22 protein-coding genes are annotated in these 26,273 nt (G+C 65.5%); 14 read left to right on the forward strand and 8 right to left on the reverse strand.

Annotation, left to right across the window (positions count from 1 at the left end; genetic code table 11):
- Positions 1-244: 244 nt before the first annotated feature.
- Genes CL52_RS19050 through CL52_RS19065 form a run of 4 tightly spaced genes read left to right on the forward strand, consistent with a single transcriptional unit; the run spans position 245 to position 5,251 of the window.
- Positions 245-550 (forward strand): PqqD family protein, encoded by a 306-nt coding sequence (locus CL52_RS19050; RefSeq protein ID WP_043222494.1) that lies wholly within the window; start codon positions 245-247, stop codon positions 548-550.
- Positions 547-1,632 carry an ATP-grasp domain-containing protein gene (locus CL52_RS19055; protein ID WP_052264601.1) on the forward strand — a complete coding sequence of 362 codons (1,086 nt, stop codon included), beginning with the start codon at positions 547-549 and terminating at the stop codon, positions 1,630-1,632. Before CL52_RS19050 ends, CL52_RS19055 begins: the two co-directional genes overlap by 4 nt.
- Positions 1,629-3,059 carry an alanine racemase gene (locus tag CL52_RS19060; protein ID WP_041109576.1) on the forward strand — a complete coding sequence of 477 codons (1,431 nt, stop codon included), beginning with the start codon at positions 1,629-1,631 and terminating at the stop codon, positions 3,057-3,059. Before CL52_RS19055 ends, CL52_RS19060 begins: the two co-directional genes overlap by 4 nt.
- Positions 3,059-5,251, forward strand: a complete 2,193-nt coding sequence (locus CL52_RS19065; protein WP_043222497.1) for an urea transporter — start codon at positions 3,059-3,061, stop codon at positions 5,249-5,251. The genes CL52_RS19060 and CL52_RS19065 overlap by 1 nt, the downstream gene beginning before the upstream one ends.
- On the opposite strand, the gene CL52_RS19070 is transcribed toward CL52_RS19065, so the two are convergent.
- The gene (locus tag CL52_RS19070; protein WP_158485401.1) at positions 5,252-6,001 is read right to left on the reverse strand and encodes a dienelactone hydrolase family protein; all 750 of its coding nucleotides are present in this window, start codon (positions 5,999-6,001) and stop codon (positions 5,252-5,254) included.
- A 939-nt stretch (positions 6,002-6,940) separates the two neighbouring features.
- On the opposite strand from CL52_RS19070, the gene CL52_RS19075 reads away from it, so the two are divergent.
- On the forward strand, positions 6,941-8,962 hold the full coding sequence (locus CL52_RS19075) for an FIST N-terminal domain-containing protein (protein WP_043222500.1): 2,022 nt from the start codon (positions 6,941-6,943) through the stop codon (positions 8,960-8,962).
- A gap of 64 nt (positions 8,963-9,026) precedes the next feature.
- On the opposite strand, the gene CL52_RS19080 is transcribed toward CL52_RS19075, so the two are convergent.
- From CL52_RS19080 to CL52_RS19095, 4 genes are all read right to left on the reverse strand, one after another.
- Positions 9,027-9,629 carry a nitroreductase family protein gene (locus CL52_RS19080; protein ID WP_043222503.1) on the reverse strand — a complete coding sequence of 201 codons (603 nt, stop codon included), beginning with the start codon at positions 9,627-9,629 and terminating at the stop codon, positions 9,027-9,029.
- A 152-nt stretch (positions 9,630-9,781) separates the two neighbouring features.
- Positions 9,782-11,326 carry a phosphoenolpyruvate carboxykinase gene (locus CL52_RS19085; protein WP_043222505.1) on the reverse strand — a complete coding sequence of 515 codons (1,545 nt, stop codon included), beginning with the start codon at positions 11,324-11,326 and terminating at the stop codon, positions 9,782-9,784.
- 156 nt (positions 11,327-11,482) lie between these two features.
- On the reverse strand, positions 11,483-12,370 hold the full coding sequence (gene hslO / locus CL52_RS19090) for an Hsp33 family molecular chaperone HslO (protein ID WP_043222509.1): 888 nt from the start codon (positions 12,368-12,370) through the stop codon (positions 11,483-11,485).
- 117 nt (positions 12,371-12,487) lie between these two features.
- The gene (locus CL52_RS19095) at positions 12,488-12,889 is read right to left on the reverse strand and encodes an RNA-binding S4 domain-containing protein (RefSeq protein WP_043222514.1); all 402 of its coding nucleotides are present in this window, start codon (positions 12,887-12,889) and stop codon (positions 12,488-12,490) included.
- Positions 12,890-12,983: 94 nt separating this feature from the next.
- Here CL52_RS19095 and rimB point away from each other — a divergent pair, with 94 nt between their 5' ends.
- Together rimB and rimK are read left to right on the forward strand one after the other, a co-directional pair.
- Entirely contained in the window at positions 12,984-13,451 is a 468-nt protein-coding gene (rimB, locus tag CL52_RS19100) for a retropepsin-like aspartic endopeptidase RimB (protein ID WP_102847920.1), read from the forward strand.
- Positions 13,448-14,353, forward strand: a complete 906-nt coding sequence (gene rimK, locus CL52_RS19105; RefSeq protein ID WP_041109556.1) for a 30S ribosomal protein S6--L-glutamate ligase — start codon at positions 13,448-13,450, stop codon at positions 14,351-14,353. The genes rimB and rimK overlap by 4 nt, the downstream gene beginning before the upstream one ends.
- 10 nt (positions 14,354-14,363) lie before the next feature.
- Here the strand turns inward: rimK and CL52_RS19110 are convergent, their stop codons facing one another.
- From CL52_RS19110 to CL52_RS19120, 3 genes are all read right to left on the reverse strand, one after another.
- On the reverse strand, positions 14,364-15,683 hold the full coding sequence (locus CL52_RS19110; protein ID WP_043222516.1) for an ATP-binding protein: 1,320 nt from the start codon (positions 15,681-15,683) through the stop codon (positions 14,364-14,366).
- 34 nt (positions 15,684-15,717) lie between these two features.
- Entirely contained in the window at positions 15,718-16,452 is a 735-nt protein-coding gene (ompR, locus tag CL52_RS19115; protein ID WP_041109552.1) for an osmolarity response regulator transcription factor OmpR, read from the reverse strand.
- 113 nt (positions 16,453-16,565) lie between these two features.
- Positions 16,566-16,964, reverse strand: a complete 399-nt coding sequence (locus tag CL52_RS19120; protein ID WP_043222518.1) for a diacylglycerol kinase — start codon at positions 16,962-16,964, stop codon at positions 16,566-16,568.
- A gap of 176 nt (positions 16,965-17,140) precedes the next feature.
- Between CL52_RS19120 and CL52_RS19125 the strand changes: the two genes are divergently transcribed.
- Genes CL52_RS19125 through bcsB form a run of 7 tightly spaced genes read left to right on the forward strand, consistent with a single transcriptional unit; the run spans position 17,141 to position 26,262 of the window.
- The gene (locus tag CL52_RS19125) at positions 17,141-18,676 is read left to right on the forward strand and encodes a BcsE family c-di-GMP-binding protein (protein ID WP_052264603.1); all 1,536 of its coding nucleotides are present in this window, start codon (positions 17,141-17,143) and stop codon (positions 18,674-18,676) included.
- Positions 18,673-18,861: a cellulose biosynthesis protein BcsF gene (gene bcsF, locus CL52_RS19130; protein WP_043222521.1), complete on the forward strand. Its 189-nt coding sequence runs from the start codon at positions 18,673-18,675 to the stop codon at positions 18,859-18,861. Before CL52_RS19125 ends, bcsF begins: the two co-directional genes overlap by 4 nt.
- Positions 18,858-20,483 carry a cellulose biosynthesis protein BcsG gene (gene bcsG, locus CL52_RS19135; RefSeq protein WP_043222523.1) on the forward strand — a complete coding sequence of 542 codons (1,626 nt, stop codon included), beginning with the start codon at positions 18,858-18,860 and terminating at the stop codon, positions 20,481-20,483. Before bcsF ends, bcsG begins: the two co-directional genes overlap by 4 nt.
- Positions 20,484-20,488: 5 nt before the next feature.
- Entirely contained in the window at positions 20,489-20,713 is a 225-nt protein-coding gene (gene bcsR / locus CL52_RS19140; RefSeq protein ID WP_043223348.1) for a cellulose biosynthesis protein BcsR, read from the forward strand.
- A complete protein-coding gene (gene bcsQ, locus CL52_RS19145) occupies positions 20,710-21,453 on the forward strand; it encodes a cellulose biosynthesis protein BcsQ (RefSeq protein ID WP_043222524.1) in 744 nt (247 codons plus the stop codon). Before bcsR ends, bcsQ begins: the two co-directional genes overlap by 4 nt.
- Positions 21,446-24,034 carry a UDP-forming cellulose synthase catalytic subunit gene (gene bcsA / locus CL52_RS19150; RefSeq protein WP_043222526.1) on the forward strand — a complete coding sequence of 863 codons (2,589 nt, stop codon included), beginning with the start codon at positions 21,446-21,448 and terminating at the stop codon, positions 24,032-24,034. Before bcsQ ends, bcsA begins: the two co-directional genes overlap by 8 nt.
- Positions 24,031-26,262, forward strand: a complete 2,232-nt coding sequence (gene bcsB, locus CL52_RS19155; RefSeq protein WP_043222528.1) for a cellulose biosynthesis cyclic di-GMP-binding regulatory protein BcsB — start codon at positions 24,031-24,033, stop codon at positions 26,260-26,262. Before bcsA ends, bcsB begins: the two co-directional genes overlap by 4 nt.
- Positions 26,263-26,273: the final 11 nt, after the last annotated feature.

Consider the following 26,273-nt stretch of genomic DNA (forward strand, 5'->3'; position numbering starts at 1 on the left):
TCGACCTCCTATCGGACCCGCCGTCAGGCCCGTTCAAGACAAGCACTCATCACACGGAGATTAGTCCCAGCTACTTAAGCCGGAAGAGGCATTTTGATGGCCATTTGATTCCCATCAATGGGCGATGAAAAAAATCCAAAACGCCCTGCGGGCGGTGATAAATAACAAGCTGTGACGGCAAAACGCCGCTATTTTGTGAAGAGCATCACGGGCCTTTTCGCAGTTCGTACGGCAGGTGCACAGCATGTCGACCCAGCCCTCCTCCGCCGGCGAGCAGTCCGGTCCGCTTTCCGAGCGCCTGCGGTTCTATGACGACGAGTTCGTCTTCGACAGCGTATCGGGCATGTTCCATCGGCTTAATCCCAGCGCCAGCTTCATGCTGCGCGCCCTGATTGCCGGCGCGACACCCGAGGAGCTTCCGCGGCGCCTGCAGGCCCACTACGCACTCGACAGCGCGACGGCCGCACGCGACGCCCAGCTGTTTCTCAACAGCCTGGCAGCCCTGGAGCCGCTCGGCCGCCTGTTCGAGGCGGCGAGGAAGGCATCATGATCAGGGTCGCCATCACCGGCCTGCACCGCGGCAACAACCCCCAGCCGGGCGCCGCCGTCGCCGCCAGCCTGCGTCGCCGCTTCGCCGATCTGCACGTCATCGGGCTGTCATACGACCCGCTGGAAAGCGCGCTCTACTGTCATGACGGCGGGCGGCCGGATGTCGCCTACCTCATGCCGTTTCCGGGCGCCGGCGCACAGGCGACGCTCGATCGCCTGGACGAAATCCTCCAGAGCGAACCGATCGACTACCTGATTCCCTGCCTGGACTCGGAGCTGGACAACTACATCGAACTGCAGCCGGCACTCGAGGCACGCGGTATCGCCTGCGTGCTGCCCAGCCAGCGGGCGCTCGACGACCGCGCCAAGGCCAACCTCTATCGCTTCTGCCAGCCGCTGGACGTCCCCACGCCACGCACACTGGCGGCCGCCGACGCCGACACGCTCGCCGCGCTGGCGCTGCAGATCGGCTACCCGGTGTACGTCAAGGGCCGCTTCTACGAAGCGCACCTGGCCACCACCCCCAAGGAGCTGTACGAGGCCTTCAATGCCATCGCCAGCGTCTGGGGCACTCCGGTGCTGGTGCAGGAAATGGCCGTCGGCGAGGAGTACGACGTGCTTGGCGTAGGTGACGGCCAGGGTGGGCTGCTGGCTTCGTGCTCGATCCGCAAGATGCTGCGCACCTCGGCCGGCAAGGGCTTCGCCGGGGTGGTGATCGCCGATCCGGCGCTCGATCGACAGGTCGAGCGGATCATCTCGGCGCTGCGCTGGGCGGGCCCGTTCGAGCTGGAATTCATCAAGGTGCCCGGCCAGCCGCATGCCCTGTTCGAGATGAATCCGCGCTTCCCGGCCTGGGTCGATTTCCCCTCCCAGATCGACTGCAACATGCCGGCGCTGCTGCTCGAATGGCTCATGGGCCTGACGCCCGCCGCGCTGCCGCCATGCGAGCCGGGGCAGATGTTCATTCGCCACAGTATCGATGTCGTGACCCATATCGCCGAAGTCGCGCAGATGACCATTTCCGGCTGCCGCACGGGCACGCCGGTCGCCGGCGTGTGCCCCACTCGAGGTGACAGAACGTGACCCAGAATTACAGCCAACCGATCATCAGCGACGAGCTGGGCAGCAACCGCCCGAACGCGGCCGCCGAACGCAACTACTTTGCCCGTGGCGTGCAGACGCCAGCGCTGTTCGAGATCGACGGCAACCCGATCCCGGCGCTGGTCGCCGAGTTCGGCTCGCCGCTGTTCGTCTTCTCCGAACATGCGCTGCGGCACAAGGCGCGGCACGCGCGCGAGGCCTTCAAGCAGCGCTATCCGCGCACCAGCTTCGCCTGGTCGCTCAAGACCAACCCGCTCAAGGGCATCTGCCAGATCCTGCGCCAGGAAGGCTGGCTCGCCGAGGTGGTCTCGGACTTCGAATACGAGAAGGCCCGCGACCTCGGCTTTGCCGGCCCGGAAATCCTCTTCAACGGCCCCTACAAGCCACGCGCCATCCTCGAGCGCGCCATCGAAGAAGGCGCGCTGCTGCACGTCGACAACTGGGACGAGCTGAACCTGATCGAGAAGCTGGTGGAAAAGCGCCGGCAACCGCTCGACGTCGGCATCCGCGTATGGCTCGACGCCGGCATTCGCCCGGTGTGGTCGAAGTTCGGCTTCGCCCTGGCCAACGGCGAAGCCGAACGCGCCGCCGAGCGCATCGTGCGCAATCCCGCGCTGCGCCTGCATACGCTGCATACGCACATCGGCACCTACATCCTCGAGCCGGCCGCCTACCGCACCGCCACGCAGAAGCTGCTGGCACTGCGCGATGCGCTCGAACGCAAGCACGGCCACCTGATCGACTGCCTCGACCTGGGTGGCGGCTTCCCGTCCAACAGCCTGCTGCACGGCATGACCGGCCCGGCCGAACAGGTGGTGCCGCCGATCGAAGCCTATGCCGATGCCATCACCGAGGTGCTCAACCGGCTGCCGGAGAAGAAGCGGCCGCTGCTGCGCCTGGAAACCGGTCGGCATCTGGTGGACGAAGCCGGCTATCTGCTCACCAGCGTCGTCGCGGTGAAGGGCGTGCACCGCTCGCGTGCCGAGCAGGACAGCCTGTCGGCGCGCGACTACAAGGAACAGCTGATCGCCGGCGAGGATTCAAAGGTCAACTACATCCTCGATGCCGGCATCAATCTGCTCTACACCGCCGCCTGGTATCGCTTCGAGGTGCGCCCGTCACGCCTGATCGACAAGCCGCCGATGCCGTCACGCCTGTACGGCTCGCTGTGCATGGCGATCGACGTGATCCGCGACTATGTCGACCTGCCTCCGCTGGAGGTCGGCGACGTACTCAGCCTTCACCCGGTCGGCGCCTACAACCTCAGCCAGTCGATGCAGTTCATCGCCTATCGTCCGGCCGTGGTGCTGATTGGCGAAGACGGGACTGCGCACCTGATCCGTCTCGCCGAGACGCTCGAAGAGGTGCAGCGACTCGAGCGCCTGCCCGACCACCTGGCTGAACGCTGATGAACGCACCGCAGAACGAGACCGCGCTGTCGGGCGGCTCGCTCAGAGCCGCGCATCGTTTCTCCACGCCGCTGGTGTCAATCCTTGGCCCCGCGCTCGGCGGGGCGTTCCTCATTCCGCACCCGTGGCTCGGCGCGCTGCTCTGGCTGGGGCTGTTTCAGAACCTGCGCTTCGCCGCTTTCGCGCTGTTCGGCACGGTACTGGCCGAAGGCATCCTGCGGCTGTTCCAGATCCGCGACAACTCCGCGGCCGAGGGCAACCTCAAGGCCAACGCCCTGCTCTCGGCGGTGGCCGCCGCCTGGCTGACCGAGTTCGCCGGGCTGGCCGTCGAGGCGCCGATCCTGGTCGTGGCGAGCACCGTCATCGCTACCACCGTGCTCGCCACCGCGATGCTGCGCACGCTGCTCAGGGCCAGCTTGCCGCCGCTGGTGGTGAGCTACTGCCTGGTCTCGGTATTCCTGTTCGCCATCTTTCCCCACTGGACGCTTTCGGCGATGGCCGCGATGCAGTGGTGGCCCGTGCCGGAAACCCCGCAGCAATGGCTCGTCACCTATTTCCGTACGCTCGGAGCGCTGCTCTTTTCGCCGACCCTGGGCATCGGCATGATCATCGCGCTGGCTATCCTGCTCTGGTCGCGTCTGGCCTTCCTCGCCGGGACCATCGGCTGGATCGCCGGCATCGTCACTGCGGTGCAGCTCAACCAGCAGGGCGTGCTGTTCTACTGGATGCCGACGGCCTACAACTCGTTTCTCGCCGGTGCCGCGCTGGGTGCCGTGTTCTTCGTGCCCAGCCGCATCAGCCTGGCGCTGGCTGCGCTTGGCGGCGCCAGCGCCGCACTGCTTGCCGCCGGGCTGCAGCACCTGTCGCCCTACACCGCCTTCGGCTATCTGCCGCTGGCCTCGGCGCTGACGATCTGGGTGGCGCTCAGCGCGCTGGGGAGCGCGGAAAGCTACCTGGTGCGGCGCAATCACTCCCTGCACGAGCCGCCGGAGAGCGCCTGGCAGCAGCTCGACTACTGGTCGCGTCGCTCCGGTGGCAACGGGCCGTTCGTGATCGTGCCGCTATTCGGCCGCTCGCGGATCGCCCAGGGCGAGGACGGCACGCTGAGCCATGCCGGGCCTTGGCGGCATGCGCTGGATTTCCAGCCCATCGCGGTCGCCGAGCCCGGCCCCTTCGACGGCCTGGTGATGGCGCCGGCATCCGGCTTCGTCGAGCGCGTACAGGACGGTATCGCCGACAACCCGATCGGCATCTGCAACTATGCGCAGAACTGGGGCAACTACGTGACGATTCGCCTGGACCAGGGCGGCTGGGCATTGCTCGCGCACCTGCAGCAGGGCTCGATCCGGGTGGCCCCCGGCAGCCGCGTGGAAGCCGGGGCATTCATTGCCCGGCTGGGCAACTCGGGGCGCTCACCGGCGCCGCATGTGCACCTGCAATGCCAGACCGGAGGCGAGCCCAGCGCACCGACGCTGCCGTTCCGGCTGGCCAACTTCCTCTCCGCGCCCGATGCCGAGCAGCCTTTCCTGCACTGGCATTCGGCCGGGCTGCCATCGCAGGGCACGCTGGTCTCGCCAGCACCAGCCAACCCGGCCGCCCAGGCGCTGCTGGCCAGTGCCGCTCCCGGCGTGGCGGTGTGGAGCATCGAGACCGAAGGCCAACTGCCGCGGCAGGTATTGCGGCGCCAGGGGGATACCGAACGGGTCCGCATCACGCTCGATACGGCCGGCCAGCACTTGCTGCGCGGCGAACGCGGCGGAGCCCTGGTCGTGCAACTGGCTGCCGATGCCTGGCGTGTCGCCGAGCTGCAGCGGGACTGCCAGCCGTTGCTCTGGCTACTCGCCCTCGCCGTGCCAACGGTGCCCTATGCCGCTGGCCCGGGAATGAAATGGGATGACCTGACACCCTTGCTGAGCTCGCGGCTGCCAGCCGATCTCGCGCTGTTCCTCGCGCCCTATCGATCCAAGCCTTTCGTGCGTAGCCGCTGCCACTGTACGGCGGCACCGGACGGCGAAGGCCGCGGACTGGCCGTGGTCAGCGAGACGACCAGCGCCCTGCCCTGGTTGCCCTCGCGCCTGCATTGCCGGCTCGACCGCCTCTGCGGCCCGGTGTACCTGCAGGCCGAGTTCCCGCACGGGCGCATCACCTACACGCTGATCTCCTTCGAACCGGGCCTGCCGTTCGACTACTGATCAGTTGCTGGCGACTTCCCGTCCGTGTCGTGCCGCGTAGGCCAGCTGCTGGGCGGGCGTGAGATTGCCGACAAGGAACCGCAACATCCGCGTGCGACTGTCTGCGGTGGCCACCGGATCGCCGCCGATCCGCTTGCCGGCGAAGCTCTGTGGCGGCAGATCGAGGTCGAACGAATGCACCGCGTTCGGGTACACCTTGACGTCCAGCGGCGCGCCCTCGCCTCGCACCCCCAGGCATTCGCGCGCCGGCACCCAGTTGTCCCGCCCGCCGGCGAGAATCAGCAGCGGCGCCCCCAGCTCGACGCGCGAGCGCCCCAGTTCGCCACACCAGGGGTAATAGGCGACCACACCACGAAACGCCGGCTCGCCCTGGCCATAGCGCTGCGCAGCCGAGCGCTTGGCTGCGCGAATGGCGACCGCCCCGCCATTGCTCTGTCCCATCAGGAAGATATTGTCCGCTGCGACAAAATCCTGCCCGGCCAGATAGCGCATCGCATCGAAGGCATCGTGCGTTCGGTAGTTGAGCGCTTCGTACAAGGCGGGATTGTTGGAGCACAACTTACCGCCGCCGTAATGGCGCGGGCCGAAACTGTCGAGATTGAGCACCACGAAACCCTGCTCGCGCAGATAGTCGGCATGCGCACGCAAGCCTTGCCGGACCGCCGGCTGCCAACCCCCGCAGCCATGCATCAGGACAATCGCCGGAAAGGGGCCCTCGCCCTCGGGGCGGAACAGTTCGCCTTCGAGCATCAGCGACCGGCCTACGTGAGGCTCGGAGGCGCGCAGCTGAACACTGTGCGGCTGAGCCAGGGAAAGCGGAGAAAACGCCAGAAGCGCAAGACTGAAAAACGAAGACATCAGAACGAAAAGTTTGGTCATATGATACGGCTCGACTCTATTAACCAATAAGAACAATCAAATAAGAAAGAAATTTAAAGCAACTTGTTAACTGAAACTTTAGCTATAACAAAACCGACCAACAAACGAACCGGCGATAATAACGGAAGTGCCAGTAGAGAAGAACACGGAAGCTGTTTTTCAATCCGTGTTGCTGTTCAGGAAATCGACCGATGGCCGAATAACTTGAAGTTCAACTAACGAATAAGCAGGCAACTTTTAATACGACCCGATTCTGTGCCTGGCCGGATGCCGGCCCGGTTCGTGACGTACTCAGCCCCTTCCACCCAACGCAGGGCCCCGCCGGAGCCCATCAACCCAGCAGATAGCCAGATCGCCTAACCAACGCAGCCCTGCGCCAGCCGTCGACGGCACCACCACCGCAATGGAGCAGGGCATGGACGAAGCTCATGGTTTCGTACCGCCGCACCGAGCGGGGCGAAATGCGTCGCCCGGCGGCCGGGCGTCCGCGCCGCCAACGCGCCCGCGGGCACCGCAAGGGCCGGCAGAGGCAGGACGGGCAGCTGGCAAGTCGCAGCATGAGTGCTGCGATGCTGCGCCGATATAGAGGCAGAGACGCCCGGAAGCGCCTTTTGGCGTGTCGACCCAGTACTTTCGGACGGCAACCATAGTGGCATGGCCACTATCGCCGCGCCTCGCTACGGTCGGTTCGTCAGGAGAGCCGCCGAACGGCGCTACGGCCGCCGTGAAATCTGCCGATAAAGGCTATGCCCGGCACGAACAAAAAGAAGTTAGCCGGCTCCCGCAGCCCTTTGCATGAGAATAACGATCATGTCCTTGTTCACCCGTCTCAAGGCCGGCGCCCGTTCCGGCGAAGGTGTCATGAGCCTGCATACCAGCGCCCGGCAGTTGTCCGAGCGCCTGGCGGCCCTGCGTTTCGAGCCCACCTATCTGGCCGGCTTCGTGTCACCGCACGTCGATATAGACGCAGTGGCGCGGCAGCTGCGGCAGCGCTTCCCGCGCACGGCCATGAGCCTGTGCAGCACCGCCGGCGAGTTGTCGAGCGAGGCCGGGCATCTGTACTGCGCAACCAGCGGCCAGTGGGATGGCATCGTGCTGCAGCTGTTCGATGCCAGCGTCATCGCCGCCGCCGAAGTGGTACACGTGCCGCTGGCCAGCGAGGACATTCGGGGCGGCGGCCAGCGCCTGTCGATGGGCGAACGTATCGCGCGGCTGACCGAATCGATCAAGCGGCTGCAGGTGTCGATGAAGATCGACTACCGCGACACCCTGGCCAACATCTTTTTCGACGGGCTGTCGGCGTCTGAATCCTTCTTCATGGAGGCGCTCTACGAGTCCGGCCGTTTTCCCTGCCTGTTCGTTGGCGGTTCCGCCGGCGGCAAGCTGGACTTCAAGAGTACGCAGCTGCACGACGGCCAGCGCGCCTACCAGAATCACGCCCTGATCGTTTTTCTCAAGTGCGCCCGCGATGTGCGCTTCGGCGTGTTCAAGAGCCAGAACTTCGAACCCACGCCGCTCAGCCTGAGCGTGCTCAGCGCCTCCCTGGAGGAGCGCTACATCAGCCAGGTGGTGGACGCTCGCGGCAATATCCGCAGCATGGTGCAGGCGCTCTGCGAGGCGCTGAACTGCGCGCCCCAGGCCCTCGAACAGCGCCTGGCCGATTACTCGTTCGCCATTCGGGTGGGCGATGAAGTGTTCGTCCGCTCGATCGCGCAGATCGACTTCGCCAACGAGCGCGTGCACCTGTTCTGCGACGTGGCGCCCGGCGAAGAGCTGATCATGGTCAAGCGCACCCCGCTGGCCGAGGCGACCCGCCGCGACTACCAGCGCTTCATGCGCGGCAAGCCCGGCAAGCCGCTGGTTGGCATTCTCAACGACTGCATCCTGCGCCGGCTCAACAACGAGCAGGCGCTGGCCGGCATGGACGCGGTATTCGACGATGTGCCGGTCGCCGGTTACTCCACCTTTGGCGAAATCCTCGGCCTGAACCTCAACCAGACCCTGACGGCGGTGTTCTTCTTCCGCACCGACGACAAGGCGGAATTCCACGACGAATACACCGACAACTTCATTGCCTATCACAGTGAATTCAAGGCGTTCTTTCTGCGTCGGCAGATCAAGAAGCTCGCCGGTCTGAGCCAGGTGGTGGTCAAGCAGATCGAGCAGTTCAAGCGCCAGGACTACAGCAGCGCGGTGGACATCGCGGGCCTGGACGAGCAGATCCGCCCGGTGTTTCGCGGGCTGGCGGATCTCGGCCAGGTGCTTTCGCAGGCCGATCATGAGCGCCAGAGCATGTCCGAACAGCTGAGCCGCTGCGCCACCGACCTGCACGGCTCGATGGACGAGCTGACCCTGACGATCAACGAGCAGGGCGCCGTCATCGAGCAGGCCGGCAGCTCGGTCAAGCAAATGGTCAACCAGGCCGAGGAGGTGGTCACCAGCGCGCGCGAGCTCGCCCAGTCGAGCCAGCGCATCCAGTCGGTGGTACAGACGATCCAGCAGATCGCCGGCCAGACCAACCTGCTGGCGCTCAACGCGGCGATCGAAGCCGCTCGAGCCGGCGACATGGGCCGGGGCTTTGCGGTGGTGGCCGACGAGGTGCGCAAGCTGGCCGAGATCACCGGCAAGAACGCCGAAGAGATCGGCACTGACATCGATCGGCTGGCCGGCGAGATCCGCGCCGTGGCGCAGCACATCGAAACGCACTCGGCCGGTGTCGGCTCGCTGACCGGGCTGCTGAATGCACTGGAGAGCTCCAGCGAGCAGACCGCCAACACCTCAAAGCAGACCAAGGGGGTGGCCGACATGCTCATCGGCCTGACCGCGCGCTGATCGGCACCCGGTTCAGCGGTGCAACGCAGGCGGCTTCGGCACTCACTGAAGCCGCCTCAAACCGTCAGAAGCGGTCGCGAATCACCACCTCGTCGAACGGCAGCTTGCCCACGCGCGGGCGCGGATCGGCGGTGCGCTTGCCGACCGCCACCATCAGGCCGATCACGTGGTTGTCCGGCAGGTTGATCAGCCGGCCGACCGCGTCGAAGTCAAAGCCATCCATCGGGCAGGAGTCCAGGCCCTTGCCGCGGGCAGCGAGCATCAGCGTCTGCGCCATCAGCCCGCAGCTGCGCATGACCTCGTCACGCTGGACCTGCGGCTTGTCGCGGTAGTAGTTATCGATGGCGCCGGCCATGTAATCCTGCACTTCTTGTGGCGTACCGTCCCAGACGCGGCGGACATTCTTCTCCCAGCTGTCGACCTGCGCGCAGACCACCACCAGCATCGCGGCGTCGGTCATCTGCGCCTGGTTCCAGCCCGCTTCGCGGATCTGCTGGCGCAGCTGCGGGTCGCTCACCTCCACCAGGCGCACGTGCTGCAGATTGAAGGCGCTGGGCGCCAGCATTGCCAGCTGCAGCAGCTCGTCCTTTTCCTCGCGCGAGAGTTGGTGCGTGGTGTCATATGCCTTGATGGCACGGCGGCTGCGGATCGCTTCTTCGATGTCCATGCGGACCTCCTGTGGGATTCGGATGCGCGCCATGCTAGGCCCGGGCTTCCATCGAATCCACAGGGCTTTTCCGAACAAATCCATCGAACCACTCAATGGTTGCGCCCATAAAAAAGGCCGCCCGTAGGCGGCCTCGTGCGGGCGGCAGCGGATCAGAGCTGCGGGCCGGCGTTCTTGATCGCGTCGGAGACGTCGAACTTCTTGAAGTTCTCGACGAACTTCGCCGCCAGTTCCTTCGCCGCCTGATCATAGGCGCTCGGGTCAGCCCAGGTGTTGCGTGGGTTGAGCAGCTGCGGCTCGACGCCGGCAACAGCCTTCGGTACGTCCAGGTTGATGATCGGCAGGTGTTCGGTTTCGGCACCGACCAGCGCGCCGCTCTGGATCGCCGCGATCACCGCACGGGTGGTGGGGATGCTGAAGCGCTTGCCGACACCGTAGCCACCGCCGGTCCAGCCGGTATTGACCAGGTAGACCTTCGAGCCGAAGGCGTTGATGCGCTTGATCAGCAGCTCGGCGTACTCACCGGCCGGGCGCGGGAAGAACGGCGCACCGAAGCAGGTGGAGAAGGTCGACTTGATGCCGCTGCCCGAACCCATCTCGGTGGAACCGACCAGCGCGGTGTAACCGGAGAGGAAGTGATAGGCAGCCTGCTCGTTGTTCAGGATCGACACCGGCGGCAGCACGCCGGTCAGGTCGCAGGTCAGGAAGATCACCGCCTTGGGCTCGCCACCGAGGTTCTTCTCGGAACGCTTCTCGACGTGCTCCAGCGGGTAGGCGGCGCGGCTGTTCTGGGTCAGGCTGGCGTCGGCGTAATCGGGCAGGCGGGTGCGCTCGTCGAGGACCACGTTCTCCAGCACGGCGCCGAACTTGATGGCCTTCCAGATCACCGGCTCGTTCTTTTCGGACAGGTCGATGCACTTGGCGTAGCAGCCACCCTCGATGTTGAACACGCGGCCAACGCCCCAGCCGTGCTCGTCATCGCCGATCAGGTAACGCGACTCGTCGGCCGACAGGGTCGTCTTGCCGGTGCCGGACAGGCCGAAGAACAGGGTGGTGTCGCCGTCTTCGCCGATGTTGGCGGCGCAGTGCATCGGCAGCACGTCGACGTCCGGCAGCAGGAAGTTCTGCACGGAGAACATGGCCTTCTTCATCTCGCCGGCGTACTGCATGCCGGCGATCAGCACCTTCTTCTCGGCGAAGTTGATGATCACGCAACCGTCGGAGTTGGTGCCATCACGCTCGGGCTGGCACTGGAAGAACGGGGCGTTGAGGATGCGCCATTCGCTCTTGCCGGCCGGGTTGAACTGCGCCGGCTCGATGAACAGGCAGCGGCCGAATAGGTTGTGCCAGGCGGTCTCGGTGGTCATCTTGACCGGCAGGTAGTGCTCGGGATCGGCGCCGACGTGAACATGGGAGACGAAGTTGTCACGCTCGGCGATGTAGGCTTCGACGCGGCTCCACAGCGCTTCGAACTGGCCAGCCGGGAACGGACGGTTGATCGGGCCCCAGGCGATGTGGTGCTGGGTACTCGGCTCTTCGACGATGAAGCGGTCGGCTGGCGAACGACCCGTGCGATGTCCGGTCTTAACCACCAGAGAGCCATTGGCGGCCAGTTCACCTTCACCGCGCTTGACGGCTTCTTCGATCAGTTGCGCGATGCTGATGTCGGTGTACACGGCGTTGGTCGCTTGCGTCATGAGTGTCCCCGTCGGCCTTGGGCCGAATCCTCCGTACAGTTGTAGTCCGCCTCCGGGCGTACTACATCGAAAAAAGTGCGCGCGATTATGCCAGAAAAGGCGTCGCGCTGGGTATGAGCCCGTGATGGCGAAAAGGTTCACCGTGGCCAGAGGCCATCAGTGACGCGTAGCCGCCGGTCCCTGACTGCCAGCGCCAGCGAACAGCTGGGCCACGTCAGCCGCATCGAACAGATACTGGTGATTGCAGAACTGGCAATCGATGGCGATCCGCCCGCCCTGCTCCTCGACCAGTTGCTCGGCGTCGGCCTGCCCGAGGCTGATCAGCGCGCGCGCCGAGCGCTCACGCGAGCAACTGCAGCGGAACTGGATCGGCAGCGGCTCGAACAGCCGGACCTGCTCCTGGTGGAACAGCCGGTGCAGGATGGTTTCGGTGTCCAGGCCGAGCAGCTCTTCGGCGGTCAGGGTATCGGCCAGGGTCAGCAGGTGCTCCCAGTTGGCGTCCCGCTCCTCGGCGTCGTGGATGCGGTCGGCCGGCAGCTGCTGCAGCAGCAGACCGCAGGCGCGGCGCCCATCGGCGTTGAGCCAGAAACGCGTCGGCAGCTGTTCGGAGGTGGCGAAATAGGCGGACAGGCAGGCCGCCAGATCAATGCCATCAAGCGCGACGATGCCCTGATAACGCTGGCCGCGCGCCGGGTCGATGGTAATCGCCAGGGCACCCTCGGGCATCAGCTGCGGCAGGCTGGCGCCGGCCTCGATCTGCTCGGCATCGTAACGGGCGATGCCACGCACATGGCGCTCGCTCGAACACTCGACCATGAGTAGCGGCACGGCACCGGACGAGGTCGCCTGCAGCGATAGCAGCCCCTCGAACTTCAGCGTGCCGACCAGCAGTGCCGCGGCCGCCAGCAGCTCGCCGAGCAGCTGGGCCACCGGCTCGGGGTAAGCGTGCTTGGCCAGGACGTGCTGATAGCTCTCGGCGAGCGTGGCGGTTTCGCCGCGCACATCGAAATCATCGAAGAGAAAGCGTTGGGTCTGATCGGACATGCCGGTGCTCGCAAGGTGGCCGGGAAAAAGCCGTGCATTTTACACGAAGCGGCGGCCTGCCGAGGCACCCGCCATCGCCTGGGTGGACCGGCCTGCCGCCGCGCCGTTCCCTGCCGTTCAGCCCTTGAAGGCGCGCAGAAGCTCGATCTGCCGGCGCTGCTTCTTGCTCGGCCGGCCGTCGGTCTGCACGCCTAGTGCGCCGGCCTTGCGCAGCGCGGCGGCCTCCTCGCGGCGAGCCAGGCTTTCGGCGGTCTCCTCGTACAACGTCTGCGCCTCGGGCGCACCACGGCGTACGGCCGACAAGGCGCGGACGATCACCGTGCGTTCGTCGTAACCACAGCGAATCTCGTACTGTTCACCGACCTTCGGCTCCTTGCCCGGCTTGCAACGCTCGCCGCGACAGTGCACCTTGCCGCCGTCGATCGCTTCCTTGGCCAGCGCGCGCGTCTTGAAGAAGCGCGCTGCCCACAACCACTTGTCCAGACGGACCTTGCCGTCGTCCTTTTCGCTCGTGCTCAACCTGTATCCGACCTCGTTGTCATAGCCTTGTAGCGACCCGTGCAGTTGTCATGCACGCCGTCTAGAATGCCCGCAAATTTCATGGATGCCACGCTTGGACTGCCTCGATCCCCACACGCTGATCGGTTTGCGCGAATGGGTCGCCCTGCCCGACCTGGGCGTGGTCGGCCTGCGGGCGAAGATCGACACCGGCGCCAGCACCTCGGCCCTGCACGCCACCGAAATCGTCGAGTTCGAGCGTGACGGCAAGCGCTGGGTCCGCTTCACCGCGCATCTGGGTACCCTGGTGCAGCGCCGCCACCGCTGTGAAGCACCGCTGGTCGCACACAAGACCATCAAGAGCTCCAACGGCCAGACCCAGACCCGCTACGTGGTGCGCACCCTGCTGGCGCTCGGCAGCCACGTCTGGCCCGTGGAATTCACCCTGACCTGCCGCAAGAACATGCGTTACCGCCTGCTGCTGGGCTCGCGCGCGCTGGTCGATGGCAAATGGCTGATCGACCCGTCGCGCAGCTATCTGCAAGACAAACCCCAGATCCTCACTTCCTCCGGTGCCCAATGAAAATCGCCGTACTGTCGCGCAATCCACGCCTGTATTCCACGCGTCGCCTGGTCGAGGCCGGCCAGCAGCGCGGCCATGAGGTGGTAGTGATCGATACCCTGCGCGCGTACATGAACATCGCCAGCCACAAGCCGCAGATCCACTACCGCGGCCAGCCGCTGGAAGGCTTCGACGCGGTGATTCCGCGCATCGGCGCCTCGGTGACCTTCTACGGCTGCGCGGTGCTGCGCCAGTTCGAAATGATGGGTGTCTACCCGCTCAACGAATCGGTCGCCATCAGCCGCTCGCGCGACAAGCTGCGCGCGCTGCAGCTGCTCTCGCGCAAGGGCATCGGCCTGCCGGTGACCGGCTTCGCGCACTCGCCCGACGACATTCCCGACCTGATCCAGATGGTCGGCGGCGCCCCGCTGGTGATCAAGGTGCTCGAAGGCACCCAGGGCATGGGCGTGGTGCTGGCCGAAACGCAGAAGGCCGCCGAATCGGTGATCGAGGCCTTCCTCGGCCTGAAGCAGGACATCATGGTGCAGGAGTACATCAAGGAAGCCGGCGGCGCCGACATCCGCTGTTTCGTTGTCGGCGACAAGGTCATCGCCGCGATGAAGCGTCAGGCCAAGCCCGGCGAGTTCCGCTCCAACCTGCACCGCGGCGGCACCGCCAGCCTGATCAAGATCACCCCCGAAGAGCGCTCCACCGCCGTGCGCGCGGCCCGCGCCATGGGCCTGTCGGTCGCCGGGGTGGATATCCTGCGCTCCAACCACGGCCCGCTGGTGATGGAGGTCAACTCCTCGCCGGGCCTGGAGGGCATCGAGCAGACCACGGGCAAGGATGTCGCCGGGCTGATCGTCCAGTTCCTCGAGAAGAACGCCGGGCCGAACCTGACGCGCACCAAGGGCAAGGGCTGAGTGCCGCGCCTCAGGCGCCCATCGCCCCGCGCGGCAGCAGCAGGCCCAGTGGCAGGCTGACGCGCGCCTCCAGCCCACCCTCTTCGCGATTGCGCAGCTCGACGATGCCGCCGTGCTGGTTGGCGATACGCTTGACGATCGCCAGGCCCAGGCCCGCGCCCTGACCACCCCGAGCCCGATCGCCGCGGATGAATGGATTGAAGATCTCGCCCAGTTCCTTCGGATCGATGCCCGTGCCGCGGTCGAGTACGCTCAGCACCACGTAGGGCGCGTTGGCGTCGCCGGTCACCGCCGCTGCCACCTCGACCTCGTCACCACCGTAGCGCAGGGCGTTCTCGATGAGGTTGACCAGCAGGCGCTTGATCGACACTCGACGCAGCGACAGCAGCGGCATCGGCTGCACGCAGAGACGGATGCGCTCGCTCTGCTGATTGTAGGGCGCCACCACCTCGCTGATCAGCTCACCCAGGTCGATCTCCTCGACCGGCTCGTCGCGGCCATCGCGCACGAAGGCGAGGAACTGGTCGAGGATGGCGTCCATGTCTTCGATGTCGCGCACCATCTCCTCGGTGAGCTCTTCGTCGCGCGTCATCAGCTCCAGCGACAGGCGCAGGCGGGTCAGCGGCGTACGCAGGTCGTGAGACACGCCGGCCAGCATCAGTTCGCGTTCGCGCCCGGCCTGCTCGACGTCTTCGGCCATCTGATTGAAGGCGCGGTAGACCTCTGTCATCTCGCTCGGTGTGTCGCTGATCGGCAGCCGCACGCTGCGGCCCTTGCCGATCTGCCGGGCCGCGTAGACCAGGCGCTTGAGCGGCAGATTGAGCTGACTGACGAAGATCCACGCCGCCCCGGTCGACAGCAGCCCGATGCCGAGGAACCAGCCGAGCACGCTCCAGATCCGCTGCCCGCGCAGCGGGTAGGCGTAAAGCGGCACGCGAATCCAGTCCGGGCCCAGGCTGGGTGCATGCACCCAGATCGCCGTCGCCGGCTGGATGCGTACGCGCACCTCTGTTTCCGGGCCCAGCTCGGCACGCATCTGGCGCTGGAAGATCTCGGTGTAGGGCCAGTGGTATTCGCTGCGCGGCACTTCGATCGCCGGCACCTGCTGCAGACCGGCAGCCGCGCCGATGCGCGCCCGGTCCTCGGCATCGGCGGCCCAGTAGGCACGCAGGGTCAGCGCGGCGCCGTGGCTGTACTGGCGATCGACCAGCACGTCCTCGTTGGCCATGAGGTAGACCAGCGTCAGCACCTTGGAAAAGAGCACCACCACCAGCACCATCCACAGGGTGCGGGCAAAGAAGCTCTGCGGAAACCAGACGGGCGTCTTCACCGGAGCCGGGCTCCGGCCGCGGCGCCGCGACGGCTCACCGGTTGCCGTCCGGCACGAACACGTAGCCGACGCCCCAGACCGTCTGGATATAGCGCGGCTTGGAAGGATCCGGCTCGATCAGGCGCCGCAGGCGGGAGATCTGCACGTCGATCGAGCGCTCCAGAGCATCCCATTCGCGGCCGCGCGCCAGGTTCATCAGCTTGTCGCGGGTCAGCGGTTCACGGGCATGCTGCACCAACGCCTTGAGCACGGCGAACTCGCCGGTGGTAAGCATGTGTACCTCGTCGCCCTTCTTCAGCTCGCGGGTGCCGAGGAACAGCTGGTAGTCGCCAAAGGTGACCACCTCATCCTCGCTGGCCGGCGCGCCCGGCACCTGCGGCGCCTGCCGGCGCAACACGGCACGAATCCGAGCGAGCAGCTCGCGAGGGTTGAACGGCTTGGCCAGGTAATCGTCGGCGCCCTGCTCGAGCCCCTGGATGCGACTGGCCTCGTCGCCCTTGGCGGTGAGCATGATGATCGGAATCTGGTTGTTCGCCTCGCGCAAGCGCCGGCAGGCCGACAGACCATCTTCGCCGGGCATCATCAGGTCGAGTACCACCAGGTGGAAGATCTCACGGCTGAGCAGCCGGTCCATCTGCTCGGTGTTCTCGACCGTGCGCACACGGTAGCCCTGCTCGTCGAGAAACCGTTCGAGCAGACGACGCAGACGCGCGTCATCATCGACGATCAGGATTTTTTCGCCTTCGCTGGCAGACGCGGTGGTGGTCATGACGGCTCCCCGGATATCAATGGCGGGCATTATGGCGCAGCACCCCGCGCCGCCCGTGTGAGCCATTGTTAGCAGATTTTTCCTCTGCTAGCGCTCGCCTCGAGACCTTGCGGCTACCCGCCGAGCACCAGCGACCACACCACGGCGATACACAGCAAGGCCATGAATTGTGCGGCACTACCAAGGTCCTTCGCCCGTTTGGAAAGCGGGTGCAACCTCAATGAGATCCGGTCAACCGTCGCTTCGATCGCCGAATTGATCAGCTCGATTGCCAGCGACATGAGCAGCGGTGCGATAAGCATGGCGCGCTCCAGCGCCACATCAGTGACCAGAAACGCCACCACCGAGAGGACGGCGGCACAAAGCGCCACCTGGCGGAACGCTGCTTCGTGACGCCAGGCCGCGGCAAAACCGGCGGCCGAATACCCCAGCGCCTTCAACAGCCGCCCCAGCCCTGGCCGAGTCTTCAATAAAGATGCGTCGTCTCGATCGTTAAGGGGCTCAGTTTCCATGCAAATACTCGGCGCGACGAAAGGTGTTTGCAAATTATTGGCGAACAGATAGCCAATTGATATTATTTTGACACCACAACGCATGCAATCCGACGAAATGCGTCGCGGGGCCTATCAAGCTCAGTCGCAGCTAACCGATAAAACTATTGCTAGCTATCCCGCCACAGGTGCCACCGTTGATCGATCGCGTTTTCGAGCCGCCTCTGGCATCGCTGGGGACTGGCGACCTCGTGCTGGGCGGCATGACGCTGGCTACCGGCAATATCCATTGGCTCCAAGTGGCGCAGGCCGATGATGCCACACGGCTACTGCGCCAGACGCTGATCGGCCTGAGCCTTGCGCGGGCGACGCTGGTCAGCACACGCGAGCGCCAGGATGCGGTCCTCAATGGCCTGCAGCCCGACCAGGGCCCACACCGTCTTGACCTGCTCACCGTCTCCCCGCCGCACATGGCTGCGCTGCTGCGAGTATTGCCATCAGAACTCGACCGCGCGATCCACGGCACAACGCAGCTCGTCATTCTTGCATTGTCTGGTGACGCCTTTGCGCAGCCCCCTTCGTCGAACTGGATCGCGAAGGTGCATGCCTGGCTGGTCCGCCGGAGCACTGCATTACTGATTGTCAGCGAAGGCCATTCAACGGCTATCGCCAGCCAACTACAGCAGCGTATATCTGGGCTTTCAGGCTATGCGGCGATCGCTCGGGAAGCCGGCACGCCCCGCCTGCTGGTCTACTACTGGCACAGCCGGCCGGCTGCCGGCCCGCGTGAAATTCTCCTCAGCGAGGAAGCGGAAGGCTTCCGAACACGTCAGCTATTGCCGAGCTCCAGTGCGCAGGCCGAGGCGGCGCCGGATCGCCATGAGGTGCATGCCGAGCGGGCCGCCCTTAGCGGCTTGAGGGCGGAACCCTTCGGCTGGCGGGTCTATGCCGACCGTGCCGAACTCCTACCACGCGTGGCGACAGCGCAACAGGCCAGCGTACTGCTGGGTATCAGCCGCAGCGATGAAGTCGATGAGCTGGCCGTACAGCTCGACCGGCTTCGCCGTAGCTGTGGCGACAAGCTGAAGCTAATCGTGCGCGAGGCATCGCCCTGTCTGCGCTATCGTGACGACCAGTTGCTGATGGCCGCCGGCGCGTCGCTGGTCATGCCATTCGGCACGCCGCTCTCGCGCATGCTCACGCTGATCGAGGGCATTCAAGGCCACACCTGGCAGCGCCAGAGCCCGAACGACATCGCAGACAGCCTCGGGCGCTCGAAGCCCCTCCCACTGCGCGGACGCCTGACTCCGCGCGCGTTTGCCGAAGCGGTGCGCCATATGTGGGCGGCCAAGCGTCATGGCGAGCTGGACCACAGCCTGCTGCACATACGCCTGTTACCGGGGCTGAGTCCCGACAGCCTGCTTGGCGAGTCGCGCTTCCGCCGCCAGGGCGACATCCTCTGCCAAACCGAGGACGGCCTGTACCTGTTTCTCTTCGCCTGCCGCAGCGAAACCGTGGAGGCCGCGCTGGACAACATTTTCCCGGTGAGCTGGCAGGAATTGTTCGTCAGCTTCGAACGCCTGAATGACCTCAGTGATCTGGACGGAACCGTCTTTCTCGCAGACGAGGCACCATCGACTGGCGTAGCCGATCGCCCGTCAGCCGATACGCCGGGCGCGACGCTCGCCCCGCGCTCAGTGCGCCTCGAACTGAGCACGGAGGCCCGACCATGACACATACCGGGCTGCTCGAGGTGGCCCTGCTGTGCCTGACCCTGGGCATGCTTGCCGGTTGCCTGGTCGCCGCCTATTGGCGTGCGTTGCTCAATCGGCTTGATCGCCTGCTGCCGCCTCGTCATTTACGTCGTGCGGGCACTCGCTGCCGCTCCGAAGCTCCCCCGCGGAAGGAGCAGCCATGACGGCCGCTGTAGTACAGGCTCAGACCAGCCACCTGCATCGCTGGCCCGGACTGGGTCACTGGAATCTGTATTTCCTGGCCAAGTTCGTGCTGCTCGCGCTTGGCCTGATCGCACTCCAGCCCTTGCCCAACCTGTTGCTGGCCGCGCTGCTCTGCGCACCGCTGCCAGGCAGATCGTTGCGCCTGACCCGTCAAGTGATCGCCGTACCGGCGGGAGCCGCCCTGCTGTATCACGAGACCTGGCTACCACCGTTCCAGCGCCTGCTGGCGCAACCCGGCGTGCTCGACTTCACCCCTACCTATCTTTTGGAGCTCGCCGGGCGTCTCATCGACTGGCAGACGGTCGCCTTGCTCGCTTTGCTACTCATTGCTTACTGCTACTTGGCGCAGTGGCTGCGGCTGACCAGTTTCAGCCTGCTCGGCCTGATCTGGCTGTGGTTACCGGTAGCCATGCCCGCTCTCGGCACGGCGGCGAAGCCGGTTGAGGCGGCCGTCACCGCCAGCACACCGCTGGAGCGCACCCAGGTCGCGACAGACAACACAGCCCTCGACGCCTGGTTGCAGAGATTCTTCGAACGAGAAGCCGGTCGACAGACTTTGTTCCCTCCGCGAAACGACGATGCGGCCGCATTCGACGTGCTGGTGGTCAACATCTGCTCGCTCGCCTGGGAGGATCTGGACGCCATAGGCCTGAAGGACAATGCGCTGCTCGCGCGTATGGACATCCTTTTCGACCGTTTCAATTCGGCCACCTCCTACAGCGGCCCGGCAGCGATCCGCCTGCTGCGCGCCAGCTGCGGCCAGACACCTCACCAAGCCCTCTACCAGGCCGCTCCCGAACAGTGCCTGTTGTTTCAGAACCTGGCGAACCTGGGCTTTCGTGCCGAAACACTGCTCAACCACAACGGGCGCTTCGACGGCTTCACCGACGACGTGACCGCACAGGGCCTGCCTCAGCCGGCATTGCCGAGCCAGCGTTTCCCGCGCGCGATGGCCGGCTTCGACGGCTCGCCAATCGCTCGCGACCTGGATGTCCTGCGCGGTTGGTGGAACCATCGTCAGTCACTCAGCGAGCCACACGTTGGCCTGTTCTACAACAGCATCAGCCTGCACGACGGCAACCGGATCCTCGGCCCGGACGGCCAGGCCCAGTCAGCCGATTACAGGCTGCGCGCCCAGCGCCTGCTCGGTGATCTGAGCAGTTTTATCGACGAACTGGAGCGCAGCGGCCGACGCGTCGCGCTGCTGATCGTTCCCGAGCACGGCGCCGCCCTGCATGGCGACAAGATGCAGATCGCCGGGATGCGCGAAATTCCCCGCGCCTCGATCACGCAGGTACCGGTTGGTCTGAAGCTGATCGGCATGGGCCTGTCGGCGACGGACGGGCCGCTGCATGTCACCGAGCCATCCAGCTTTCTCGCCCTGTCCGAGCTGGTGTCGCGCCTGTATGCCGCACAAAGCGAATCACAGACACCCGACCTGGCGACACTGGTGGCCGGCCTGCCGGCGACCGACGCGGTCTCCGAGACCGCTGGCGCTCAGGTCATCGAGTACAGCGGCAGGCCTTACGTCCGCGTCAATGGCCAGGCGCTCTGGCTGCCCTATCCGAACCGATTCGAGTGATGCCCATGTCACGCCTCTATCCGCCCCCACTCGACGACGTTACCGCGCTGCGGCAGCACCTGCGCATGCCGCACCTGCGCTATCTGGACATCTCGGCCGCCAACGCACTGGACCAGGCGGTGCGGCGTTGGCCGCTGCTGGCAGAAAGCGAAAGCATCCGCGCTCTGGACAGCGCGCTGCGCTCGCCCTCCGATGATCAGAAACCCATCGCACAGGAGCGGCTGGCGTGAACCGCCTGATCCTGCAAGGACTGTGCGGCGGGGTAGGAACGACTGCCGTGCTGTGCGGCCTCGCCCTGGCGCTGCATGAGCAGGGTGAGCGCGTCTTGCTGATCGATGGCAGTCCCCACGACCTGGCGCGTCTGCACTTCGGCGACGAACTGGCTAACACCACCGGTTGGGCACGGGCACACCTCGATGGCACCGCCTGGAACGAGGCGCTGGAGGTGCGCCCGGGGCTGCAGGTATTGCCTTACGGCCGCCTCGCGGAGGCTGAAATCCGGCAGATTGATCGGCTCATGGCACAGCAGCCCGAGTTCTGGCCGACACGCTGCACACAGTTGCGGCCGTATCACGACTGGGTGCTGTTCGACCTGCCATCGATCAGCGGCGATTCGCATGCCGCGCGAACGGAACATGACGGGGTCGACCTCCTGATCGACGTGGCCACGCCGACACCGGCCTGCCATGCCGTGCTGCACCGAGCAGCTGACAGGCAGCCAGACCTGATGCTGATCAATCGCTTCAACCCCGCCAGCCAGCTGCAGCGAGACCTGGTACTACTCTGGCGCGTTGCCTACAGCCCGGCGCAGGCGCCGCAGATCATCCATGAGGATGAGGCTGTCGCCGAGGCGCTGGCGCACAAGCTTCCCGTTGGTCTCTATGCTCCTCATAGTCAAGCCGCCGGCGACTTGCGCAACCTGGCACTTTGGTGTCTGGCGCGCAAAAAGGCGGGGACGCGGCATGCCTAGCGTTCGGGCCTATTATCGGCACCTGCGAAGCGTCCGTGGCGCCGGGCGCCTGGCAGCGACTCAGTGGGCTTTTGGCTATCTGCTCGCTGTCGTGCTGTTACGCCTTGAAGGGCCGGCGTGGCAGTCCGTGCTGGCTGACCGGCAGCGCTTGTACCCCCACCTGGCAGGCAAGGCGCCTTCGCTCGGCGACCCGCTGCGCGTACTGCTACAGACGCTATGGCTGCTGTTGGCGCGCCCGCCCCGCCCCTGCGACGTGGCGGTCGATGCACCAGCCCAGCGCTGGCTACGCTGGCCCGCCGTCTTACGTACAGGTTGGCGCCGTGGCGGAGCGCTGGCGCGTGGCCTTGCGCCAGCGCCCCTGCCACTGCTGGAGCGCTCCGGTGCATGGACCGATCGCCTGCTCGATTCGCTTTCGCCATCGGCCAGGCTGGCGCTGCAGGGACTGCTCGCGACCGTCGCAACGCTACTCGCCCTGTTGTGCGTGACAGAGCCGTTCAGTTATGGCGCGCAGGTTATCTTCGTGCTCCTGCTGTGGGGGCTGGCGCTAGCCGTCCGACGCCTGCCGGGGCGCTTTGCGGTGCTGATGCTGATCGTACTGTCGGCGATCGTCTCCTGCCGCTACATCTGGTGGCGCTACAGCGCCACGCTGAAATGGGATTCGTCCTTCGACCTCATCTGCGGATTGGTCCTGCTGGCAGCCGAAACCTACTCCTGGGTGGTCCTTATCCTCGGCTATGTGCAAACCTGCTGGCCACTCAATCGCCAGCCAGCTCAGTTGCCCACCTCGCCCACGCAGTGGCCGAGCGTCGACCTGCTGATCCCAACCTACAATGAGGACCTTTCAGTTGTACGCACCACGGTGCTCGCTGCCCTGGGCCTGGACTGGCCGGCCGACCGGTTGCGTATCTACCTGTGCGATGACGGTCGCCGCGAACAGTTCCGGCAGTTCGCCGACGAGGTGGGCATCGGTTACATCACCCGCCCCGACAACCGCCATGCCAAGGCCGGCAATCTCAACCATGCGCTGACCGTGACCAGCGGCGAGCTGATCGCCATCTTCGATTGCGATCACGTACCGGTCCGCTCGTTTCTTCAAGTCACCGCCGGCTGGTTCGTGCGCGACCCGAAAATGGCGCTGGTCCAGACTCCGCACCATTTTTTCTCGCCGGATCCGTTCGAGCGCAATCTGGGCTCGTTCCGCCACAAACCCAATGAGGGCGAGCTGTTCTACGGCCTGGTGCAGAACGGCAACGACATGTGGAATGCGGCGTTCTTCTGCGGCTCGTGCGCAGTACTGCGCCGTACGGCAGTCGAGAGCATCGGCGGCTTCGCGGTAGAAACGGTCACCGAGGATGCGCATACCGCCCTGCGTCTGCATCGTGCCGGCTGGAATTCCGCCTACCTGCGCACGCCCCAGGCCGCAGGCCTGGCGACCGAAAGCCTGTCGGCGCACATCGGTCAGCGCATCCGCTGGGCACGCGGGATGGCCCAGATCTTTCGTACCGACAACCCCCTGCTGGGTAAGGGCCTGACGATATTCCAGCGTCTGTGCTACGCCAACGCGATGCTGCACTTCCTCGTCGGGCTGCCGCGACTGATTTACCTGACCGCACCGCTCGCCTTCCTTCTATTGCATGCCTACATCATCTATGCCCCGGCACTGCTGATTGTGCTCTACGTACTACCGCACATGATTCACGCCAGCCTGACCAATGCCCGACTGCAGGGGAAGCACCGACACTCGTTCTGGGGCGAGGTCTACGAGACGGTCCTGGCGTGGTACATCGCTCGCCCGACAACCGTGGCGCTGTTCAATCCCGGCAAAGGCAAGTTCAACGTCACGGCCAAAGGCGGCCTGATGGACGAGAACCAGTTCGACTGGCATATCGCCCGGCCCTATCTGCTGCTGGCACTGCTCAACGTGCTCGGCCTGGGCTTCGCGGCGTGGCGCATCGTCTTCGGTCCCGCCGCAGAAATTGCCACGGTACTGGTCAGCACTCTGTGGGTCCTCTACAACCTGCTGATCATTGGCACCGCAGTCGCCGTCGCCGCCGAGGTGCGTCAGGTGCGCCGTTCGCACCGCGTGCTGACACAGCTGCCGGCCTCGCTGCGGATTCCCAGCGGCCACGTGCACCCTTGCACGCTGAGCGACTTCTCCGACAGTGGCGCCGGCCTCGAGCTGCCCCTGCCGCTGCCCCTGGCCCCGGAAGACCGGGTACAGCTGTTGCTACGACGCGGCGAGCGTGAATTCTCCTTTCCGGCACGGGTGACGCGCCTGTCCGGCAAGCACCTGGGTCTGCGCCTCGAAGACCTCGACCTGGCTCAGCAGATCGACTTCGTGCAATGCACCTTTGCCCGGGCCGACGTCTGGCTCAACCGGCACGACCAGTTCGAAGCCGACCGACCACTGCGCAGCTTCATCGAGGTGCTGCGTCTGGGCGGTCGCGGTTACTACCGGCTGCTCGAGTACATTCCCGCCGGTTTCGGCAAACCCCTGCGTCCCCTCTTCCGGCTGGCGGCCTGGCTGCTCAGTTACTTACCGCGCACGCCGGCCGCCCGCCCACTGGAATACCGCACATGAAGCGTCGATTGGCCTCCTTGCTGACCCTCCTCGCCCTGCTCCCGGCCACCGGACCGGCCCTGTCGGCTCCCGCCGAAGGCCTCCAGACAGCCGAGGCGGCTGCGCCGCCCGCATGGCAGACCAGCCGCAGCTTCAGCGAGCTGGGTCGGCCGCAGGACCAGTTGTTGCTCGGCATTCGCAACGCCGAACAGGTCGAATTCCAGCTGCGACGCGATCGTATCGCCACCGATGCGCGCCTGATGCTCGACTACACCCCTTCGCCGGCTCTGCTCCCGGTGCTGTCGCATCTGCGCATCTACCTGAACGACGAACTGATGCGGACCCTGCCCATCAGCCAGGAACAGCTTGGCCAACGGGTTCGCCAGGATATTGTGCTGGATCCCTATCTGCTCGGTGACTTCAACCGCATCCGGGTCGAGTTCGTCGGCCACTACACCGATGTTTGCGAGGACCCGGCGCACAGCGGTCTGTGGCTCAATCTCGGCCGTCAGAGCCGTATCGTGCTTCACGAACAAGCCCTCGACATCGCCAGCGACTTGGCCTGGTTTCCCCTGCCTTTCTTCGATCAGCGCGACAATGCGCCGCTGCAACTGCCGATGCTCTTCGCCGGGGCACCAACGCCGCAGACACTGCGCGCCGCCGGCATTCTGGCCTCGTACTTCGGCAGTCGAGCGGCCTGGCGTGGCGCCAGCTTTGCCGTGCACTACGGCGAGTTGCCGGCAACGGCCGGACGTCCGCAGCCGGCCGTTGTGTTCGCCACCAATGACCATCGTCCGCCGTTGCTAGGCGATCATCCCCCGGTGGACGGTCCGGTCGTCGAGCTGATCGACCACCCAACCGATCGCTACACCAAGCTGCTGCTGGTACTTGGTCGCGACGAGGCCGACCTCGTCCAGGCCGCGACCGCACTCGCCCTCGATCAGGGCCAGCTGCGCGGTAGCCGGGTGGCCATCGAGAGGGTCGAGGTTGCGCCACGCCAGCCCTACGATGCACCGAACTGGATTCGCACCGATCGGCCGGTGGCCTTCTCCGAGCTCGTCGATTATCCACAGCAGCTCCAAGTGAGCGGCCTGCAACCCTATCCGATCTCGCTCGCGATCAACCTGCCACCAGACCTGTTCGTCTGGCGCAACCAGGGCATTCCGCTGGAGACGCGTTACCGCTACACGCCGCCGGCCACGCAAGATGAGTCTCGCCTGAACATCACGGTTAACGACCAATACATCAGTAGCATTGCGCTCAAGCCCAGCGACAGCCGCAGCAGTGTGGAAAACCTGCGCCTGTCGGTACTGTCTGCGGACGCTTCGACCGAGCGTGAAGAGCTGTTGGTGCCAGCCCTGAAGATGGGCATGCGCAACAAGGTACGCTTCGAATTCAACTTCGCCAGCAAGCTGGGCAACGCCCAGCGCGACCACTGCCAGACCTACCTGCCGACCAACATCCAGGCGGCGATCGACGAGAGCTCCACCATCGACCTATCGGGCTACCACCACTACATGGCCATGCCGGATCTCAAGGCCTTCGTGCGCAGCGGCTTTCCCTTCAGCCGCATGGCCGACCTTTCCGAGACGCTCGTGCTGATCCCTCGGGAACCCAGCACTTCGGAAGTCGGCACCTTGCTCGACACGCTAGGTTTGATCGGCGCTCAGGTGGGCTATCCGGCCCTGGCCGTGCGGGTGACCGATGACTGGAACGAAGCCCAGGCGGCGGATGCCGACCTGCTGCTGGTCGGCCCGCTGCCCGATGCGTTGCGCAGCGAGAAGGCGCTTCCCGTCCTGCTCGATGCACCACGCAGTTGGCTCACACAGGAATCGTCCGGCCCAGGCGGCAGCAGCACCGTGACACGCCTGACCATGCGCGCGGGCGCCCCGCTGGCCGCCGTGCTCGGCCTTCAGTCACCGTTCCATGAGCAACGCAGCCTGGTCGCACTGCTGGCCACCTCTGGCGAAGACAATCGACTGCTACGCGACGCGCTAGGCGACGTCGGCAAGCAGCAGGCGTTTGCTGGCTCGGTGGCGCTGATCCGTGAGAGCGGCGTAAGCAGCCATGCGATCGGCGAGCCCTACTACGTAGGCGAACTGCCCTGGTGGCTGTTGCTCTGGTTCCACCTGTCCGAACATCCCGTGCTGCTAGCATTCATGGCTGTGCTGAGCATCGTGCTGCTGGCCGTCGTGCTGTGGCGCACGCTACGCTGGGCGGCCGCGCGCCGCCTCGCGGACGGCCAGTGAGATCGGTTGTG

Source organism: Stutzerimonas balearica DSM 6083, from assembly GCF_000818015.1.
GTDB lineage: Bacteria > Pseudomonadota > Gammaproteobacteria > Pseudomonadales > Pseudomonadaceae > Stutzerimonas > Stutzerimonas balearica.